Consider the following 18,751-nt stretch of genomic DNA (forward strand, 5'->3'; position numbering starts at 1 on the left):
TCAATTTTTAAGGTTTTGAAGATTACACCCTCCTCAAGACGTGTTAAACTATAAAAAGATTGTTTACACTACAAAAAAGGACAAGGAGTTATTATGGAAAAAATTCTTATTTTCGGACATCAAAACCCAGACACAGATACCATTTGCTCTGCCATTGCCTACGCTGATCTAAAAAATAAACTCGGCTTCAATGCTGAGCCCGTCCGCCTCGGACAAGTCAACGGCGAAACACAATACGCGCTTGATTATTTCAAGCAGGAAAGCCCGCGTTTGGTGGAAACAGCCGCAAACGAAGTAAACGGCGTCATCCTTGTTGACCACAATGAACGCCAGCAAAGCATCAAGGATATCGAAGACGTTCAGGTTCTTGAAGTTATCGACCACCACCGTATCGCCAACTTCGAAACAGCGGAACCTCTTTACTACCGTGCTGAGCCGGTCGGCTGTACGGCTACGATCTTAAACAAAATGTACAAAGAAAATAACGTGAAAATCGAGAAAGAAATTGCGGGCCTCATGCTGTCAGCAATCATTTCCGACTCTCTGTTATTTAAATCTCCGACTTGCACGGAGCAAGATATCGCAGCGGCAAAAGAGCTTGCTGAAATTGCCGGCGTAGATGCGGAAGAGTACGGCTTAAACATGCTGAAAGCGGGCGCCGACTTAAGCAAAAAAACTGTGGAAGAACTGATTTCTCTTGATGCGAAAGAGTTCACGCTCGGCAGCAAAAAAGTCGAAATCGCCCAAGTCAACACAGTTGATATTGAAGATGTTAAAAAGCGGCAGCCGGAATTAGAAGCGGCTCTTTCAAAAGTAATTGCTGAGAAGAACCTTGACCTGTTCCTTCTCGTGATTACGGATATTCTGGAAAACGATTCCCTTGCGCTTGCCATCGGTGATCAAGCGTCAAAAGTGGAAAAAGCATTCAACGTGACTTTAGAAAACAACACGGCTCTTTTAAAAGGCGTCGTATCCAGAAAGAAACAAGTCGTTCCTGTTTTAACAGACGCGATTGCAGAATAACCAACACACCCCGGAAACCCGCCGGGGTGTTTTTTTTATTGCTCATTCATCAGACGGCCGTTTCGTAAGCGCTTTCCTCAGAAAATCATTTTGACGGGATTTAATATACAATATATAATATATCACATGAAAGATGTTCATTTTCCTAATTATTGTAAGTTGCTATCACAACATTAGAATCGGGGGTGTCTATCCTGGAAAAACACGCTGCTCTTTCTTATTCACGAACAACAGGCATTTGGCTTGTGCTGACAGGAGCTATCTTATGGGGGGTCTCGGGAACGGTTGCCCAGTATCTGTTCCAGCACCGCCATTTTAATACAGAATGGCTGACTTCAGTGCGCCTTCTGGTGTCAGGGGCGCTTCTGCTCGGCATCGCGTACCGCAAAGAAAAAGGACGGATATGGGCTGTTTGGAAAGACAGACGGGACAGAATTCCCCTTCTTTTATTCGGGATTTTCGGAATGTTAGGCGTTCAATACACCTACTTCGCGGCAATTGAGTACGGCAACGCGGCCGCTGCTACCGTTCTTCAGTATTTAGGGCCAGCGATCATTACATGCTTTTTAGCGATTCGCGCAAAGAGAATTCCTTCAGCAAAAGAGCTTCTGGCCGTCTTATTGGCGGTTGCCGGCACATTCATTTTGGTCACGCACGGTAATGTCGGAAGCCTGTCCATATCCGGTCTGGCCGTCTTTTGGGGCATCAGTTCGGCGTTTGCACTGGCGTTTTACACCCTTCAGCCGCATCGTCTGCTGAAGAAATGGGGATCGGCCATTATTGTCGGATGGGGCATGCTGATCGGCGGAGCCGCCCTCAGCTTGATCCGCCCGCCCTGGAAATTTGAAGGCGAGTGGTCCTTTCCTGCATATGCCGCGATTGTGTTTATCATCATTTTCGGAACGCTCATCGCTTTTTATTGCTACTTGGAAAGCCTGAAATATCTGAGTGCCTCTGAAACCAGCCTGCTCGCCTGTGCAGAGCCGCTGTCGGCAGCTTTTTTAGCTGTTATCTGGCTGCATGTTCCCTTCGGAATATCAGAATGGCTGGGTACTTTTCTGATTTTAGCCACCATCGCTTTATTATCTATCAAGAAAAAATAACCTCTCTTTTTTAGAGAGGTTTTTTCCTAGGCCCAGAGCACCCCTTAGTCTCAATTACCCATATATTAAAAGGCCTTTTTTCATTTTACTATCATCCAAAAGAGGAAAATAGACCAGTTGTCAATAGAATCAGAGTCTAATAGAATGATGTCGACAAGTAAATCATGCAGGATTGTTACTGATAAAGCAGGCAAGACCTAAAATGTGTTAAGGGCAAAGTGTATTCTTTGGCGTCACCCCATACATATTTTAGGTCTTTTTTTCTGTAACAAACCTGCCATCCATGAATGCAGGAGGATCGAATCGGCAGATCGCAAAAAAAGGTACATACAAAAGGAGACATGAACATGAACATCAAAAAATTTGCAAAACGAGCCACAGTTCTAACTTTCACGACTGCACTTCTGGCAGGGGGAGCGACTCAAGCCTTCGCGAAAGAAAATACCCAAAAACCTTACAAAGAAACGTACGGCGTCTCTCACATCACACGCCATGATATGCTGCAGATCCCTAAACAGCAGCAAAGTGAAAAATACCAAGTGCCTCAATTCGACCAATCAACAATTAAAAATATCGAGTCCGCAAAAGGACTGGATGTGTGGGACAGCTGGCCGCTCCAAAACGCTGACGGAACAGTAGCTGAATACAACGGCTATCACGTCGTGTTTGCTCTTGCTGGAAGCCCGAAAGACGCTGATGACACATCCATCTACATGTTTTATCAAAAAGTCGGCGACAACTCGATCGACAGCTGGAAAAACGCGGGCCGTGTCTTTAAAGACAGCGATAAGTTCGACGCCAACGATGAAATCCTGAAAGAACAGACACAAGAATGGTCCGGTTCTGCAACCTTTACATCTGACGGAAAAATCCGTTTATTCTACACTGACTTTTCCGGTACACATTACGGCAAACAAAGCCTGACAACGGCGCAGGTAAATGTGTCAAAATCTGATGACACGCTCAAGATCAACGGAGTGGAAGATCATAAAACGATTTTTGACGGTGACGGAAAAACATATCAAAACGTTCAGCAGTTTATCGATGAAGGGAACTATACATCCGGCGACAACCATACGCTGAGAGACCCTCACTACGTTGAAGACAAAGGCCATAAATACCTTGTATTCGAAGCCAACACTGGAACAGATAACGGATACCAAGGCGAAGAATCTTTATTTAACAAAGCGTACTACGGCGGCAGCACAAACTTCTTCCGTAAAGAAAGTCAGAAGCTTCAGCAAAGTGCTAAAAAACGCGATGCTGAATTAGCGAATGGCGCCCTCGGTATGGTAGAGTTAAACGATGATTACACATTGAAAAAAGTCATGAAGCCGCTGATTACTTCAAATACGGTAACAGATGAAATCGAGCGCGCGAATGTTTTCAAAATGAACGGCAAATGGTACCTGTTCACTGATTCACGCGGTTCAAAAATGACGATCGACGGTATTAACTCAAACGATATTTACATGCTTGGTTATGTATCAAACTCTTTAACAGGTCCTTACAAGCCGCTGAACAAAACTGGTCTTGTACTGCAAATGGGTCTTGACCCTAACGATGTAACGTTCACTTACTCTCACTTCGCAGTGCCGCAAGCCAAAGGCAACAATGTCGTGATCACAAGCTACATGACAAACAGAGGCTTCTTTGAGGATAAAAAGGCAACATTTGCGCCAAGCTTCTTAATGAACATCAAAGGCAAGAAAACATCCGTTGTTAAAAACAGCATCCTTGAACAAGGACAGCTTACGGTTAACAACTAATAACAACAAAAAGAAAATGCCGATACTTCATTGGCATTTTCTTTTATTTCTCAACAAGATGGTGAACTCAATCATGGCACGAAAATGGCCCGTTGTAATATTGATCTTTTTGGGTGCGTTCCTGTTTGTCGGCTTACTGCCGAACAAAAGCCACAATTCCTCTGACACAAACACGGAGCATAAGAAAGATTACCGTGCGGCGTATCATTTTACGACCCCGGACAAATGGAAAAACGACCCTCAAAAGCCCATTTTTTTCGAGGGGAAATATCATTACTACTATCTTTATAATCGGGATTACCCGAACGGCAACGGTACAGAATGGCGGCACGCCGTATCAGAGGACTTGGTGCACTGGACGGACGAAGGCACGGCTATTCCGAAATACACCAACGAAAACGGCGATATATGGTCCGGTTCTGTCGTCATTGATAAACACAACACCGCGGGCTTCGGCAAAAACGCGCTGGTCGCCGTCACGACGCAGCCGACAGCCAAAACAAAAGCCCAGGAACAATATTTATGGTACAGCACGGACAAAGGAAAAACGTTTACTTCCTATAGTGATCAGCCCGTGATGAAAAATCCGGGAACTAAGGATTTCCGGGACCCGAAAGTGATCTGGGATGAACAGGATGACAAATGGGTGATGGCCATGGCCGAAGGCGAAAAAATCGGTTTTTATGAATCACCCGATTTAAAAAATTGGAAATACACGGGCGGTTTTATCACTCAGCAGATCGGCCTCGTCGAATGCCCCGACCTTTATATGATGCGTGCAGATGACGGAACAGCCAAGTGGGTTCTGGGCGCAAGCGCAAACGGCAAACCCGCAGGCAAACCGAATACGTACGCGTATTGGACCGGAAACTTTGACGGGAAGGAATTTACCGCCGATCAAGAAGAACCGCAATGGCTCGATTACGGCTTTGACTGGTACGGCGGCGTCACATTTGAGGACGGTAATAGCGAAGATCCTCTGACAAAACGCTATGCGCTGGCATGGATGAACAATTGGGATTATCCGAATGAAACACCGACACTAAAAAACGGCTTTAACGGCACGGATTCTATCGTCCGTGAAATCCGCCTTCAGCAGCAGGACGGCGGCACATACAGCCTTGTGTCAGAGCCGGTTGAAGCATTGAACCAATTAACCTCTTCAACTGACAGCATAGAACACAAACAGGTGAACGGTTCAGAGACACTGCCGATCAAAGGTGATACATATCAGCTTGATATGGATATCGCTTGGTCAGATATCAAAAATGCAGGCGTCAGACTCAGAGAATCAGCAGACCAAAGTCGGCATATTGATGTCGGTATTTCGGCAGAAGACGGCTATGCCTATGTGAACAGATCGTTTACAGACCAGCCTGATAAAACCGGTGCATACGCCGAAAGCAAAGCCCCATTTGACGGAAACAAAGGGCGCGTCCATCTGAAAATTCTCGTAGACAAAACAAGTATTGAAGTATTTGCAGACGACGGAAAAACCGTTTTGACAAATGAAGTGTTCCCAAAACACGAAGATCAGGGAATCACGCTCTTTTCTGAAGGCGGCTCCGCTGACTTTCAGCATATTGAGATGAAGCATCTCGGTTCGATTCATTCTTAGACGTCCCTCTTCATTTCTAACCAGCGCCCGGACTGTGGTAAAATGCAAATATGTATACTACGATTCATGAGGTGTTCCATTGGATAATCAAAACAAAGAACCTGTGCTGAAAAGAACCATCATGCGGGACGAAGTGTATCGCACACTCAGAAACTGGATCATAACGGGCAAGCTCAAACCGGAAACAAAGTTAAAGGACAAGGATTTGTCGGAAACATTGGGAATCAGCCGCACCCCGATACGGGAAGCCTTATTGCGGCTGGAAGATGACGGCTTGGTGATAACAAAAGCGAACAGATGGACGCTTGTCGCTCCGATTGAGTTAAAAGAAGCGGAAAACTTGTATTCCATCGTCTGGACGCTTGAAAAACTGGCATTGCAGCAAGCTCTCCCGCATGTGGACGATGCCGTGATTCAGGAATTGAAACAGCTGAATGAAGATCTTCTTCAAACAATGAAAGACGGCGATAAACTGGCCATCCTGGAAGCGGACAATGCATTTCACCATCGCATCATTCTGCTTGCGGACAATGCCGAACTTCACAAATTGCTTGTAAGCCTGAAAGTCAAAATTCAGAGAATGGAAATCCGCTATTTCAGTGAAAACGGCGCTTTAAACAGATCATATAATGAACACTCTGATATCATTCACGCATTAGAACAGCAAGATGCCGCCGCTGCTTTTACAGCGCTTGAAGCGAATTGGAAAAACAGTTTAGAACGGCTGCAGAACATGGCATAGCAAATGAAAAAGCCAAATCACTCATATGATTTGGCTTTTTTACGGATATCACAAGACAGCCGCGTTGGCTGTCTTGTTTACTTTTTGTTTATATATAAATACATACCGTAATCCGTCGGCACAGAAGCATACCCCATCTGTCTGAGCATGGCTGTTATATTCCCGCGATGATACGTTCCGTGGTTCACAACATGGAGGATCATATCGGCTGCTGCGGTTTTCATGATGTCACCTGACGGATGCTCTATTTCAAGGGGGAGACTGATATTTTCTTCCTTTTGCAAAAATAATTGATATCGGTCTGATAATTCCAAAAACATATCTTCCAGCTCTTCTATCTCTTTAGACAAGATGTCCTCTTTTTGCTGTTCAGCTGATTTCAGCGTATCCTCCAGACGCTCTCCGGAGAACACATCAAACCACCCCTTATCCGACAGATACACATGAGTCAATACACCGGCTATCGACGGAAAGACACTTTGAATCTCCTTACGGTACACATCCTCCGGAAGCTCTTTAAGCCGGGTGAATATTTGCTGATTTGCCCAAAGATGATAATCATACAATTGCAGTGCCAGATGTCCCACATTACCCTCTCCTCTCTCGATACAGAACGTACGTTCCTCATTATACTACACTACATGCGGCTTTGTACCATCTTCTTCATTCGCAGCTGAGAAAATCCGATAAAAGCCGAAATTAATAAGAGGAGACCTGCGCCAATATAAATAAACCGCACGCCGAATACATCCGAGATGACCCCCGTTCCGATAATGGAAAACATAAAAATGAACTGAACTAAAGCTGATCTCGCCGCTAATATATTGACCCGTGTCTTTTCGGTCGTGATGTTTTGGAGTAATGTTTCCTGCGTGAGATCTCGTAATACACAAGCCGGCCCCATACACAGCACCAGAAAAAGGGCCGTAACGGCGCTTGTGATCAACCCATAAATAAACGTGAACATTCCATATGCCAAGGCTCCCGTCAGCATAAGCGGAATGAGATGATGCTGAAACTTACCGGATAACTTATAGATGATCAGTCCGCCGATCATCGTCCCTGCATAATAGACTCCGTTGACATACCCCCACCAAGCCTCTCCTTTATGAAGAACGTCATGCACATAAGTTAAGGACACAGAACCGATCCATATCATGCCTGCCCACGATTCGATCACATCCATCACAATGAGAACCCTCAGCTGTTTTTGCTGAAATAAATACACCCAGCCGCTTGCCGCATCTGCAAAAAGGAAACGTTCCCTGACTGCTGCCGGCGCACACATGCGTACTTGAAGAAACAGAATGATGCCCAAAACCGAAGAAACCAATAACATGACAGTGACGATCATTGTATCGCTCTCTCCCAAAAACGCTATGATGACGCCGCCGAGAGACCACCCCGCAAACTGAACGGTCTGATCCGCCGCAGATAATAAACCGTTCGCTTTCGCCCTTCGATCGGGAGGAATGATTTCCCCAATCAGCGCGCTTTTTATCGGAGCAAACCATCCGTTGCAAAAAGAAATGCCTCCGATCAGACAAAACATCAGAAAAAAGAATGCGGATGAACCGGTTTAGATGACAAAAAACAAATAGACTAACAGTGTGATCTGTATCAATTGAGAACCGATTAACAAAGACCGAAACGTGAACCGGCCGGTGACCAGCGGCAAAACGGCGCTGCCCAATACGCGACATACAATGCTGACGAACGTCATAAGAGAGGCCATCGCCGTCGAACCGGTTTTTGTAAACAAAAACAAGATGACAGCCATCGTATAAAGTGAGAACCCCAAGTTGATAGCGGTCTGGCTGTATAAAATAGCGTAATACGCTCTCTTCATATTCATCCTTTGCAACCCCACTCCCTGATTATGTAAATCATACCATATTTGCTGATCGGCTCTCTTTTTTTAAAAAAAGGTAGGTATGGAGTCAAAAACAGCTGGCTGACATCGAAAATGTCATTAAGATTCCGGACAAAAACAAAAGCCGATGCGCGCAGGCATCGGCTTTCAAATTAACCTAAACATTATTTATCACCAAACGACTCAAGAACAAGCGACACAAAAGCCTCGGCGGCCGGAAGCTGCCATTTTTTCTTTTTGACCAGCATATGAGAATAAAGCCGCTCGAACGGCTCAGACTGCTGAAGAATTTTCAGCTTCCCCGCTTTTACTTCTTCTTTTACCGTAATATAAGGTAAAACGGAGAAACCGAGTCCGCTCATCACCGTCTGCTTAATGGCTTCTATACTCCACAATTCCATTGTTTGTAAATGACTGATATCATACTTGACGAGAAATCGTTCAAACATAGTCCGATAGCTGCATCCTTCTTCATTTGTAATAAAAAAGTGCTTGCCGCTTTGTTGATAGTCGTCAAAATGTTCCGGTGCGTCACTGCCCGCCACGAGGACGATGCGTTCCTCCAATAAAGAATGATGTATGCATTTTTCCATTTGTATCTCCGGATACACCATAAATGCAATATCCACACGGCCGCTTACTAATTCCACCTGATTCTGCCCGCATGTTCCGTTGCTCAATATGATATTGACGTTCGGATACTTCATGGAATATTCTCTGATAATCGGCCCCAGTCTGGAAATGGTCAAAGACTCCGGCGCCGCAATTTTTAAAACGCCCTTCACCTCGTGAATGCTTTGCATATTTTTGATCTTGTCATGGGCGGAAAGTAAATCCTCGGCTAACGGTATCAGCTCTCTCCCTAAAGGCGTCAGTTTCAGACGCCTTTTTTCGTACGTAAATAATGCGCCGCCGATCTCCTGTTCAAGCGCCTGAATATGAGTCGTAATCGTCGACTGCGTGTATCCCAGCTTCGCCGCGGCCCCTGTATAGCTTCCCTTATCTACAATGGCCTGAAATGTAATAAGATGTCTGATCTCCATATGAATTCACCTCTAAGTTGTATCGAAAAAATCAATAATGCGATTTTATTTTTCAATTTTATTTATAACTATTCTTATCATACAATAAAAAACGGTTCCATCACATTAGCAAATGAAGGTGATTTAATGAGTATCATAGCTTTTCTTTCTTATGTCCTGATGACATCTATTACGCCCGGGCCGAGCAATATTTTAATGATGAATGAAGCGCGCAGAGCCGGCTTTATCGGTTCATGGCGTTTTAACGGCGGAATCCTGACGGGATTTGCAGTGCTCGGCATTCTCAGCGGTCTGTTTACCATGAGTGTCTATCATTGGATTCCCGTCGTGGAACCTTACTTTAAAATTGCCGGAGCCGTCTATTTGCTCTATTTGGCTTGGCAGATTTCGCTGCCCAAAACATCAAAAGGCGATTCTGAAAAAACCCGATCGTCTTTTCTATCGGGATTTCTGTTTCAAATGATCAATATAAAGAGTATTTTATTCTTTTTAACCTTAATGAGCGCCTTTATATTGCCATTTCAGCACACGTATCCATTGATTGCGTTCTGGCTCGCGTCGGCTATTCTCCTGGGCTGGGCGGCTTTACTGCTGTGGTCGGCGTTCGGATCTGTTTTTAAACATCTCTTTGAGAAACACGATAAAGCGTTTCGCATCGTGATGTGTCTGCTGCTCATCTATTCTGCGGTAAGCATTTATCTGTAATTCAAAAAAGATAAACGCCTATTGGTGTTTATCTTTTTTTCGTTTCGTCAATAATCCCAGCCAGACTGAAACGGCTGCTGAAACGGCAGAAAGCGCCGTGATCATGACGGCAATGCCGCCCCAGCCGAATTGGTGATAGAAAGCGCCGCTTGCAGTCCCCCCGATGCTCCCTCCCACATAATAGGAAAACAAATATAAGGCCGCGGCCTGTGCCTTATCGCGTACGGCCAGTTCGCCAACCCAGCTGCTGGAGATCGAATGGCCCGCAAAAAAGCCGAATGTGAAAATCGCAACTCCTAAAATCATGATCCCTATATCAGCAGATAAAGTAATGCAGACACCAATCATGACAATCACCAATGAGAATGGCAGGATTTTTCTTTTGCCGTATTTGTCTGCTAACATGCCCATCCACGTTGAACTGAACGTTCCGACAAGGTATACGAGAAAAATAAACCCGACTGCCGTTTGGCTTAGTGAATAAGGCGGCTTCATCAATTGAAAACCGATATAGTTATATAAAGATACAAAGCCGGCTTCCAATAAAAAACCGATGATCAAAAGGCAGCCGAAACCGGGCATCCTGTATTGACGGTAAAATGAGGTAAAAATGTCGTTTCTTTTATATGTCCGGGGCGTAAAATGAGAAGAGACAGGAAGGATCGTCCAGAAGATAATGCTTGCCAGCAAACTGATGAGGCCGATCGTCAGCAAAGCCGAATGCCAGCTGAAGGAATCCGTCAGAAAGCCGCTGATGATGCGTCCCGTCATGCCGCCAATCGAGTTTCCGCTGATATAAAGCCCCATTGCCATTCCTAAGCTGTCCGGCTCGATTTCTTCAGCTAAATAAGCCATTGCCGCGGCGGGAAGCCCCGCTAATGCGGCTCCCTGCAGCGCCCTGCAAACGACGAGCAGCTGAAAGTCCGAAACAAACCCTGTGAGAACGGCTAGGATGGATGCAGCAAATAATGACACGCCCATTATCTGCTTCCGCCCGTACATTTCTGATAAAAAACCGGCGAATACCAGACTGATGGCTAAAGCAATCGTTGCCGCTGATTGGCTTAAGCTTGAAACCGCCGGTGACAGGTGAAAATCGTTTGCGATATCAGGCAGCAGCGGCTGCGTTCCCCAAAGGATGGCAAACGTGCAAAATCCGCCAGCAAACAAAGCGAAGTTTACCTTTTTGAATTGAAGTGTGCCGCGGCGAATGTAAGTCATTTATCTTCCCCCTTTTCTGTTAAGCCGGGTTTGAATAAACGCTATAAAATTCTCCGCTGCCGGCGATAAATAGCCGTCTTTCCTCCAAGCCAAACCAATCTCTCTTTCACAGATCGGATTGGTGACACTGAGAAGTTTGACCTTTGTTTTATCAAAAACGTGCAAGTCAGGGATAAGAGACACCCCCAGTTTAGCGCCGACTAACCCGGAAGCTGTCACAATATCTTCTCCCTCAAATACGACATCCGGTGAAAATCCCGCTTTTTCACACAACTCTTTAATCATGCCGTGAAGAACATTTGTATCTTTAAAAGAGATAAACGGTTCATGCTCCGCCATTTTCAAATCAATTTCATCATATGAGGCGAGCGGATGTTCAGCAGAAACGGCTAAATATAACTCTTCTGTTAAAAGCGGCTGGCAGATCACATCATCGTTTTCATCACGAAGCGAAGTCAATGCGATGTCCACTTCTCTTGACGTTAATTGCTCGATAATCTGCTGATTTGATGCTTGGGTCAACTGAAAATTGACATGAGGATACATGTGTTGAAACGAGCTGATCACATCCGGAACCATACTCATGCCAAGCGACGGCAAAAAAGACAATAAAATTGTGCCGCTGTTGGGATGTATTTCATTCCACACTTCCTGCTTACCGATTTCAATTTGTCTGATAGATTGTTCCACACGATGCAAAAACATTTTCCCGTACCGATTCAAATAAATATTCCTGCCTTTGCGATCAAAAAGCTGAACGCCCAGCTCGTCTTCAAGCTTTGAAATCGAACGGCTGAGAGCGGGCTGAGATATGGACAGCTGTTTTGCTGCCTGTGTAATATGCTGCACTTGCGCCACTGTCTGAAAATAATTAATCTGATGCCAATCCATTGATTGCCTCCGCGATTTGTTATTTTCACTTATCATACGTTACCCGATCTATAACTTCTAATTGTTAGTTTGCATGAAACTGATGCATATAAGGAATGATTTTCAAAACAGAATAAAAAAAGAGGGCTTCCTTTCCGGAAGCCCTCTTTCCATCTGCTACGCCAATAAAAGAAAAATAAGCGCTAAAACAGCCGGAAGTCCTTGTTTTACGATAATTGATTTGTTTGAAGTAAAGCCTCCGAAAATGGCCGCGATGACCACGCAGATGACGAAAAACATTTGAATCATATGGCCAATCGAATCAGCTCCGAGGATCAGCCCCCAAATGAGGCCGGCAGCCAGAAATCCATTATACAGACCCTGATTTGCAAACATGACCGCTACATTCCGATCACCTTCTAAATGCTTCGGCAATTTGAAGGACCGCTTAGCTGCCTTCGAATTGATAAAAAACATTTCAAGTATCATGATAAATACATGTTCTAAAGCTACAATTCCGACGAAAACAGCTGCAATAATCTCCACTGTCCCTCTCCCCTCAGCTTCACTTCAACCTTATTTCCATTGTGCGATTGTTTCGATAGGAAGACGGTAGGAAGCATATCCTTCGTCTGCCGCTTTTCCGATTGATAACAGCATGACCGGTACATAACGCTCTTTATCCATTCCGAAAACCTCGGCAATCTTTTCTTTATCGTAGCCGCCGATCGGGTTTGTGTCATAGCCGTGCGCGCGTGCCGTAAGCATCAGCTGCATGGAAACGAGTCCTCCGTCAATCAGAATCGTTTCACGGTTCACTTGCTCCGGCAGTTTTTCAAAATGCGCCGTCAACGCAGCGATTTGTCTGTCTTTTACTTCCTGCGGCATGTAGCCCAGTTCGACCGCTTTTGAATAAATTTCTTCTAAATAGTCATCACTGTTCATATCTGCGAAAACCGCGATCACCGCAGATGATGTGCTGACTTGTGTTTGGTTAAAGCTGGCAAGCGGCGCGAGTTTTTCTTTTCCTTCAGGGCTGTCAATGACGAGAAAACGCCACGGCTGCGCGTTGACTGAAGACGGCGCTGTCGTTGCTTCTTCCAGGATTTGAGTCATTTCTTCTTTGCTGATTTTAACAGCCGGATCGTAATTCCGAATGGAACGGCGGCCTTTCATAATGTCCATAAAGTCGTTTGTTTTCAGTTCTGTTTTCATGTGTAAAACACTCCTATGCTTTCATATTTTCTATATTATTCTGCATCTGTGACAATACGTTTTTTAACATACTGCGTTCTTCCTCGCTGACACCGGCAAGCATTTCCTTTATGAAACGCTCCTTCTCCTTTTTGGAAGCCTCGATTCTCTCCCGCCCCTGTTCAGTAAGCCGGACAAGTATAATTCGGTTGTCCTCGGGCTTCCGCCTTCTTGCGACCATTTCTTTGGCTTCAAGCTGTTTCAAGTGTCTTGTCACGGCTGCGCCATCAATATTCACCTTTTTCTGAAGATCGCTTTGGCTGATCTCATCGACGTAAAAAAGCACGGCGAGAAGCTCAAGGCGGGATTGGCTGATTCCGGTGCACGCTTCAAACTTCGTGCCGATCACTTTATGCAGTGATTGGAGCTGATATAAAATCTCGCCTTCCTCTGAACAACATGCTGTCAAAACCCATCCCCACTTTCTTTTGCGCAATTAATTGACTAGTCAACGTTTGACATATCAATAATATACAGCTGCCATTCTATTTTTGCAAGTTTTTTCTCCTTTTTTAAAAAAAGCTACCGATTAACGGCAGCTCGCTTCTTAATGATTATGGACTTTTCTGAAATTACTGCCTTTTACTTCTGCGACATCATATACCGTCACAAAGGCTTGTTTATCAATGTCATTAATAATTTCTTTCAGTTTGGTTTCTTCCAAACGGTTGATGACACATGTGATTTCTTGGAATTTTTCATGAGAAAAACCGCCGTATGCTTCTTTATAAGTAGCGCTCCGGCCCAATTCTTCACGAATGGTCTCTACCATTAATGCAGGCTCATTGGTGATAATCTGAAATGTTTTAGAACCGCTTAAGCCTTCCTCAACCACATGAATGACCTTAGACGCAATGTAGTAAGCAATGACGGAAAGCAATGCGCCTTGCAGCCCGAATACAAAAGAAACAAAAATAAACACAAACATGTTTAAAAATAAAATGAGGTCGCTCGTGCCAAACGGCAATTTCCGTGACAGAAGCACAGCCAGCATATCAATTCCATCTAATGCGCCGCCGTTGCGCAATGCCAATCCCATTCCAAAGCCGAGAATAATCCCGCCGACAACGGTGATTAACAGGGTGTCTCCCTCGATGATAGCCGGTGTGTGGTGGAAAAAACTCGTGCCCGCGGCAAGTGAGACAATACCGATAATTGATAGAAACGCAAAACCTTTCCCGATTTGCTTATATCCTAACCAGACAAACGGTATATTGATCACCGCAATTAAGATCCCAAGAGGCAAATGAAACAGCTGTGAACCGACAATGCTGAGTCCGGTTACACCGCCGTCAGATACACTATTCGGAATCAATACGGTTTCCAGTCCATACGCGGCAATAATTCCGCCGATGATGACCATGATGGCCCGTACGATTGATTTCACTCTGAATTTCTTACGTCTTTGTTTTTCGATTGTACTCATATCATTCCCCGCTTCAATTATTTTTTCTTATTTAAATATACCATAATTGATACTTTTCGTTAAAAATAAGCCTATCGGCTATGTTGAAGCAGGAACCGAGGAAGGAGATGTCACAGATAACGTATCCATTTATGACTTTAATCATTCACAACGCAATCATTCACTAAAAGGAATTAATGACCATTAATAATCTCTTTTATTCCCCTTCTTCACAAATTCCCAATCATGTTCTATATTTTTTCTCACCCGCTGAAGAAGGCTGAAAATGGTTTCTTTTTCCTCAGATGTAAAGCCGGACAGGGCCACCTCCGCAGAATGCTCTCCTTCTCTTTGCAATAACGGATAAACCTTTCTCCCTTTTTCAGTCGGAAACAGTTTTTTTATTTTTTTATTTTGATCATCAGGACGCTTTTCAATAAACCCCTGTATTTCCAGTTTTTTGATTGCCCTCGCCGCTGTTGTTCGGTCGACTTTAATCATTTCCGCCACTTTTTCCTGTATCACTCCCGGGTTTTCACATATACGCACAAGGTAGAGATACTGCCCTTTTGTTAGGTCTAATTCTTTAAATTCAATATTGCTGATGGAATCCAGTGCCCGTGCGATCATGCCGATTTCCCGCAAAATATCAGTCATATCTTTTCAAACCCTTCATGTTTTTGTTGCATATGCAATATAATTGTTTTATCGTTACTTCTATAAGACCACAAGCAAGCCGTGCAGTCCAGACTAACATGTGAAAAGGATTGGTTGATTATGAAGATAAAAAGAATAACAACGGAAATTGATTTGCAAGCAGCGCTTGAGATTAGAAAAGCAGTATTCATTGAGGAACAGCAAGTACCTGAAGCCGATGAATTTGATCAGTTCGATACGCTTGAGGATCAGTGCGGGCATGTCTTGGTTTTTCATGAAAATCAGCCTGCCGGCACAGGACGCGTCCGCATTGTAAACCATACAGGCAAGCTCGAACGAATCTGCATCCTGAAGCCTTACCGCAAATACGGGTTGGGCAAAGTCATCATAAGCGAATTAGAAAACATGGTAAAAGAAAAAGGCATCACCCAATGTAAACTGCATGGACAAACACATGCGGAAGGCTTTTATCACAAACTGGGCTATCAGACAGATTCACCGGAATTTATGGAAGACGGCATCCCGCATGTCTTGATGACAAAAGAGCTGTGAGCTGTCACTGAATGAGCAGCCAAACGGCTGTATGAATTATTTACCGAAAGCCTTGTATAAAGGCTTTTTTTCATATTCTGAAACTCACAACTAAAAGGTATGTGTGCTCAGCCGGTGCTTGTCACAAATGACCGCCACAAAAAAATCAAAGCTGGAATAAAACTACTAATTTAAGCAAAAATCTATTAAAAATTAACAGTTAAAGAGATTATAAAAAGGGAAGAAAATCTCAAATTATACAAGGAAGGCTGATTCTCTCTAATATGGACTGCTGACGCGTTACATTTTTTCTATCTTCACATATCTTTAATACTAAGTACGTTATAAATAGATTCCAGGAGGAGATATGAAGTGGAAGAAACGAGTATGGAGCCATCACGGCTCTGCAAAGAATTTGCTAGAATTCTCAATTCAACGCCCAGTGTCGTAAATGGCGTATGTACGGCGACAAGATTTCGAAGCAACATTCATCCGGTGGTACTCGGAAGAAGAGCCGAGGCATTTCCTTTTATTCCTCAGGCCTTTTCATTTGAAAGCATGGACCGGGAAGGCAGAGCTTTATGTTTAGGTGAGACTGTTTTACTGCAAGAAGAAGTGAACCCGTTAATGAGTGAGCTGCGCAAATTCGGTATCATCGTAACTGCCGTTCATAACCATTGGCTGTTTGATAAACCGCGTCTGATGTTTATGCATTTTGAATCAATTGATAAACCTCTCAATTTTGCAAGAAAAGTGAGAGAGGCCCTGAGAGTTCTAACTACTAAAACTGTGCGTGCGGTACCAAAAACTGACGGGGAAATGATTGAACGGCATGGTCTTTGTGACGAATTTAACGATATTCTAGGCGGAACCATGCATACGTTTGAAAATGGAATTTGTACAGTAATGAGATCACGAACGAATATAAAACCGGTTGTACTGGGACGGCCCGGAAGATCATTCTTGCTCATTCCGCAAATGTTTTCATTTGAATCAATGACAAAAGACGGCCGTGCTCTTTGCAGCGGAGAAACTGTCATTCTGCAAAAAGAAATCAATCCATTTATCAGCGTTCTTCGGAAACATGATCTGATTGTAACGTCACTTCACAATCACTGGCTGTTTGATAAACCGAGACTGATGTATATTCATTTCGAAGCGATTGATAAACCTGTCAACTTCGCCTTAAAAGTGAGAGATGCTTTAAAAGTGCTTACTGATAAAGAGGTCAAAGCTTAGCATGTTTCGAAGTATCAAAAAGCGATTAATATAATCGCTTTTACATATGATCAACCGAAAAACAAAAAAGAGGTCAGACATTTTAATGTTAAAAAACAGCCTTATAGGCTGTCGTTTTGTGTATATTCTATTGATGAGTTTATACTAATTCATCCCGCATTCCATACAAGCTCTTTATTTCTCAATGGTTTTCTACATGTCGTTGTGCAAACACCTTCTTAGCCACTGAAAGAGCATTAAGTACACGCGGGAATCCTGTATAAGGAACCAATTGGGTGATACTCTCTACAATCTCAGTCGGTGTTAATCCGGATGTAAGCCCTGTATTGATATGAAGTTCAAGCTGCGGCTCGGTTCCTTGCGTTACAAGGGATGAAATGGTAACAAGCGCACGTTGTTGATTGGTTAATCCCGGCCGTGAATATATATCTCCATAAGCAAATTCTATCATGTACCTACTTACATCTGGGGCGATATCTTTCAAGTCTTCAGAAATCTTTAAATGCGTAGAGATTTTATCATCGCTTGTTAAAGTGTACTCCATTAATTTGTCTAAACCTTGTTGGTAACGGCTTTGATCCATTTGAATTTCCTCCTGAAAGGTACTTATTTTCTGACATAAGATAATATATCGCAGCCCTCTCTAACCGTAAAATACATAAAAACTATAAAAACCATTCATTTTTTTCATGAGTTATCTTGATCTGCGTAATTACTCTTACAAAAAAATGAAATATACCGGATAAATTCGCGTACTGCGTGTGAAACATATTTACCTTTTTTTAAAATAATCGCCACTTTCCAAGGAATTGATGGATTGACAATGGAAATTGCCTTAACTAAACTTTGATCAGTCTTTTTCACTATAGACTGAGGAAAAATGGAAATACCTAGTTCTTCTCCAATCATTTCGCTGATAAAATCCCATTGAGAACTTTCATAAACGATATTTGGACGAAAACCGGCTCTAATACACTCTTGAATAATCCGATCGTGAAGAGAAAAGTCTTCACTAAATAGGATGAAAGGTTCATTTTTCAAGTCTTGCATTTCCACAATCTCTTTATGAACAAGCGGGTGAGCGGAATGAACGAAGAGCATCAGTTCTTCATTAAGCAATGGAATGATATCAAACTGCTCTTCGTCCACTGGTTCAATAACCACGCCAAGATCCAGTACCCCATCTTCAACCTCCTGTTTCACCTTGTTACCCCCATGTTCTATCAGCTTGATGTTCACATCAGGATACAATTGTTTAAATCCTCTAATGATTTTAGGAAAAAATAAGACACCGATAAGCGGCGGTATTCCAATTTTCACTTTTCCTTTTTTTAAATGTAAAAGATCGTATAAGTTCGTCGACAAGTCATCTATTGACTTCATAATCATTTGACCTTGCTCAAATACAATTTCGCCCGCATCTGTCAAAGCGATTTGTCTAGCTGATCGATCAATGAGCTCAACCTTTAATTCCTCTTCCAAACTTTTCACCATCTTACTTAAGGCAGGCTGTGACAAATGTAAATTTTCTGATGCCTTAGTAAAACTGTTGGATTTAGCAACTTCAAGAAAGTAAGTGATTTGGCGTATATCCATCGTATGACCTCCATTCCATAAGTTTAACGAATACATTATATTCTTTTTATTCATTTTACTTATACAACTGCTGGGTGTAAACTTTTAGGAGACCAAAATGAA

The 18,751-nt window shown here is 43.4% G+C and carries 19 protein-coding genes and 1 pseudogene; 8 read left to right on the top strand and 12 right to left on the bottom strand.

Features of this window, described 5'->3' with window-relative positions; genetic code table 11:
- Nucleotides 1-93 precede the first annotated feature (93 nt).
- From ACKTRM_RS19135 to ACKTRM_RS19155, 5 genes are all read left to right on the top strand, one after another.
- Nucleotides 94-1,023, top strand: a complete 930-nt coding sequence (locus ACKTRM_RS19135) for a manganese-dependent inorganic pyrophosphatase (protein WP_004393053.1) — start codon at nucleotides 94-96, stop codon at nucleotides 1,021-1,023.
- Between the two features lie 185 nt (nucleotides 1,024-1,208).
- On the top strand, nucleotides 1,209-2,126 hold the full coding sequence (locus ACKTRM_RS19140) for a DMT family transporter (protein WP_012118908.1): 918 nt from the start codon (nucleotides 1,209-1,211) through the stop codon (nucleotides 2,124-2,126).
- A gap of 347 nt (nucleotides 2,127-2,473) precedes the next feature.
- Nucleotides 2,474-3,895 carry a glycoside hydrolase family 68 protein gene (locus tag ACKTRM_RS19145; RefSeq protein ID WP_012118909.1) on the top strand — a complete coding sequence of 474 codons (1,422 nt, stop codon included), beginning with the start codon at nucleotides 2,474-2,476 and terminating at the stop codon, nucleotides 3,893-3,895.
- A 61-nt stretch (nucleotides 3,896-3,956) separates the two neighbouring features.
- Nucleotides 3,957-5,513: a glycoside hydrolase family 32 protein gene (locus ACKTRM_RS19150; protein WP_123912822.1), complete on the top strand. Its 1,557-nt coding sequence runs from the start codon at nucleotides 3,957-3,959 to the stop codon at nucleotides 5,511-5,513.
- A 79-nt stretch (nucleotides 5,514-5,592) separates the two neighbouring features.
- Nucleotides 5,593-6,255: a GntR family transcriptional regulator gene (locus ACKTRM_RS19155; protein ID WP_012118911.1), complete on the top strand. Its 663-nt coding sequence runs from the start codon at nucleotides 5,593-5,595 to the stop codon at nucleotides 6,253-6,255.
- Nucleotides 6,256-6,332: 77 nt separating this feature from the next.
- On the opposite strand, the gene ACKTRM_RS19160 is transcribed toward ACKTRM_RS19155, so the two are convergent.
- The 3 genes and pseudogenes from ACKTRM_RS19160 to ACKTRM_RS19170 form a co-directional block, all read right to left on the bottom strand.
- Nucleotides 6,333-6,842, bottom strand: coding sequence for a DinB family protein (locus ACKTRM_RS19160; protein WP_012118912.1), 510 nt, complete (start codon nucleotides 6,840-6,842; stop codon nucleotides 6,333-6,335).
- A 50-nt stretch (nucleotides 6,843-6,892) separates the two neighbouring features.
- Nucleotides 6,893-8,110, bottom strand: a pseudogene (locus tag ACKTRM_RS19165) (MFS transporter).
- A 182-nt stretch (nucleotides 8,111-8,292) separates the two neighbouring features.
- Complete coding sequence (locus ACKTRM_RS19170; RefSeq protein ID WP_012118915.1) at nucleotides 8,293-9,171, bottom strand: LysR family transcriptional regulator; 879 nt, start codon at nucleotides 9,169-9,171, stop codon at nucleotides 8,293-8,295.
- A 126-nt stretch (nucleotides 9,172-9,297) separates the two neighbouring features.
- Here ACKTRM_RS19170 and ACKTRM_RS19175 point away from each other — a divergent pair, with 126 nt between their 5' ends.
- Nucleotides 9,298-9,876 carry a LysE family translocator gene (locus ACKTRM_RS19175; RefSeq protein ID WP_012118916.1) on the top strand — a complete coding sequence of 193 codons (579 nt, stop codon included), beginning with the start codon at nucleotides 9,298-9,300 and terminating at the stop codon, nucleotides 9,874-9,876.
- Between the two features lie 18 nt (nucleotides 9,877-9,894).
- Here ACKTRM_RS19175 and ACKTRM_RS19180 read toward each other — a convergent pair whose 3' ends face one another.
- From ACKTRM_RS19180 to ACKTRM_RS19210, 7 genes are all read right to left on the bottom strand, one after another.
- On the bottom strand, nucleotides 9,895-11,097 hold the full coding sequence (locus ACKTRM_RS19180) for an MFS transporter (RefSeq protein WP_012118917.1): 1,203 nt from the start codon (nucleotides 11,095-11,097) through the stop codon (nucleotides 9,895-9,897).
- Nucleotides 11,098-11,988 (bottom strand): LysR family transcriptional regulator, encoded by an 891-nt coding sequence (locus ACKTRM_RS19185; RefSeq protein ID WP_012118918.1) that lies wholly within the window; start codon nucleotides 11,986-11,988, stop codon nucleotides 11,098-11,100.
- A 156-nt stretch (nucleotides 11,989-12,144) separates the two neighbouring features.
- Complete coding sequence (locus ACKTRM_RS19190) at nucleotides 12,145-12,513, bottom strand: DUF1304 domain-containing protein (RefSeq protein WP_012118919.1); 369 nt, start codon at nucleotides 12,511-12,513, stop codon at nucleotides 12,145-12,147.
- A gap of 30 nt (nucleotides 12,514-12,543) precedes the next feature.
- Nucleotides 12,544-13,182: a nitroreductase family protein gene (locus ACKTRM_RS19195; protein WP_004393039.1), complete on the bottom strand. Its 639-nt coding sequence runs from the start codon at nucleotides 13,180-13,182 to the stop codon at nucleotides 12,544-12,546.
- A 13-nt stretch (nucleotides 13,183-13,195) separates the two neighbouring features.
- Complete coding sequence (locus ACKTRM_RS19200) at nucleotides 13,196-13,630, bottom strand: MarR family winged helix-turn-helix transcriptional regulator (RefSeq protein ID WP_012118920.1); 435 nt, start codon at nucleotides 13,628-13,630, stop codon at nucleotides 13,196-13,198.
- A 138-nt stretch (nucleotides 13,631-13,768) separates the two neighbouring features.
- A complete protein-coding gene (locus tag ACKTRM_RS19205) occupies nucleotides 13,769-14,647 on the bottom strand; it encodes a YitT family protein (protein WP_012118921.1) in 879 nt (292 codons plus the stop codon).
- 183 nt (nucleotides 14,648-14,830) lie between these two features.
- Nucleotides 14,831-15,283: a MarR family winged helix-turn-helix transcriptional regulator gene (locus ACKTRM_RS19210; protein ID WP_007409879.1), complete on the bottom strand. Its 453-nt coding sequence runs from the start codon at nucleotides 15,281-15,283 to the stop codon at nucleotides 14,831-14,833.
- 120 nt (nucleotides 15,284-15,403) lie between these two features.
- Here ACKTRM_RS19210 and ACKTRM_RS19215 point away from each other — a divergent pair, with 120 nt between their 5' ends.
- Both ACKTRM_RS19215 and ACKTRM_RS19220 read left to right on the top strand, forming a co-directional pair.
- A complete protein-coding gene (locus ACKTRM_RS19215) occupies nucleotides 15,404-15,835 on the top strand; it encodes a GNAT family N-acetyltransferase (protein ID WP_012118922.1) in 432 nt (143 codons plus the stop codon).
- A 351-nt stretch (nucleotides 15,836-16,186) separates the two neighbouring features.
- A complete protein-coding gene (locus ACKTRM_RS19220; RefSeq protein ID WP_012118923.1) occupies nucleotides 16,187-17,053 on the top strand; it encodes a DUF1259 domain-containing protein in 867 nt (288 codons plus the stop codon).
- 181 nt (nucleotides 17,054-17,234) lie between these two features.
- Here the strand turns inward: ACKTRM_RS19220 and ACKTRM_RS19225 are convergent, their stop codons facing one another.
- Together ACKTRM_RS19225 and ACKTRM_RS19230 are read right to left on the bottom strand one after the other, a co-directional pair.
- The gene (locus tag ACKTRM_RS19225; protein WP_012118924.1) at nucleotides 17,235-17,636 is read right to left on the bottom strand and encodes a carboxymuconolactone decarboxylase family protein; all 402 of its coding nucleotides are present in this window, start codon (nucleotides 17,634-17,636) and stop codon (nucleotides 17,235-17,237) included.
- Between the two features lie 104 nt (nucleotides 17,637-17,740).
- On the bottom strand, nucleotides 17,741-18,649 hold the full coding sequence (locus tag ACKTRM_RS19230; protein WP_007409883.1) for a LysR family transcriptional regulator: 909 nt from the start codon (nucleotides 18,647-18,649) through the stop codon (nucleotides 17,741-17,743).
- Nucleotides 18,650-18,751 lie beyond the last annotated feature (102 nt).

It is taken from the genome of Bacillus sp. D7-8, from assembly GCF_052055895.1.
GTDB classification, from domain to species: domain Bacteria; phylum Bacillota; class Bacilli; order Bacillales; family Bacillaceae; genus Bacillus; species Bacillus velezensis.

Coding starts and splice junctions, on each gene's coding strand:
- ACKTRM_RS19210 (WP_007409879.1), bottom strand. CDS start 15,283: ATGACTGATATTTTGCGGGAAATCGGCATGATCGCACGGGCACTGGAT.
- ACKTRM_RS19170 (WP_012118915.1), bottom strand. CDS start 9,171: ATGGAGATCAGACATCTTATTACATTTCAGGCCATTGTAGATAAGGGA.
- ACKTRM_RS19195 (WP_004393039.1), bottom strand. CDS start 13,182: ATGAAAACAGAACTGAAAACAAACGACTTTATGGACATTATGAAAGGC.
- ACKTRM_RS19145 (WP_012118909.1), top strand. CDS start 2,474: ATGAACATCAAAAAATTTGCAAAACGAGCCACAGTTCTAACTTTCACG.
- ACKTRM_RS19185 (WP_012118918.1), bottom strand. CDS start 11,988: ATGGATTGGCATCAGATTAATTATTTTCAGACAGTGGCGCAAGTGCAG.
- ACKTRM_RS19215 (WP_012118922.1), top strand. CDS start 15,404: ATGAAGATAAAAAGAATAACAACGGAAATTGATTTGCAAGCAGCGCTT.
- ACKTRM_RS19230 (WP_007409883.1), bottom strand. CDS start 18,649: ATGGATATACGCCAAATCACTTACTTTCTTGAAGTTGCTAAATCCAAC.
- ACKTRM_RS19180 (WP_012118917.1), bottom strand. CDS start 11,097: ATGACTTACATTCGCCGCGGCACACTTCAATTCAAAAAGGTAAACTTC.
- ACKTRM_RS19135 (WP_004393053.1), top strand. CDS start 94: ATGGAAAAAATTCTTATTTTCGGACATCAAAACCCAGACACAGATACC.
- ACKTRM_RS19175 (WP_012118916.1), top strand. CDS start 9,298: ATGAGTATCATAGCTTTTCTTTCTTATGTCCTGATGACATCTATTACG.
- ACKTRM_RS19205 (WP_012118921.1), bottom strand. CDS start 14,647: ATGAGTACAATCGAAAAACAAAGACGTAAGAAATTCAGAGTGAAATCA.
- ACKTRM_RS19225 (WP_012118924.1), bottom strand. CDS start 17,636: ATGGATCAAAGCCGTTACCAACAAGGTTTAGACAAATTAATGGAGTAC.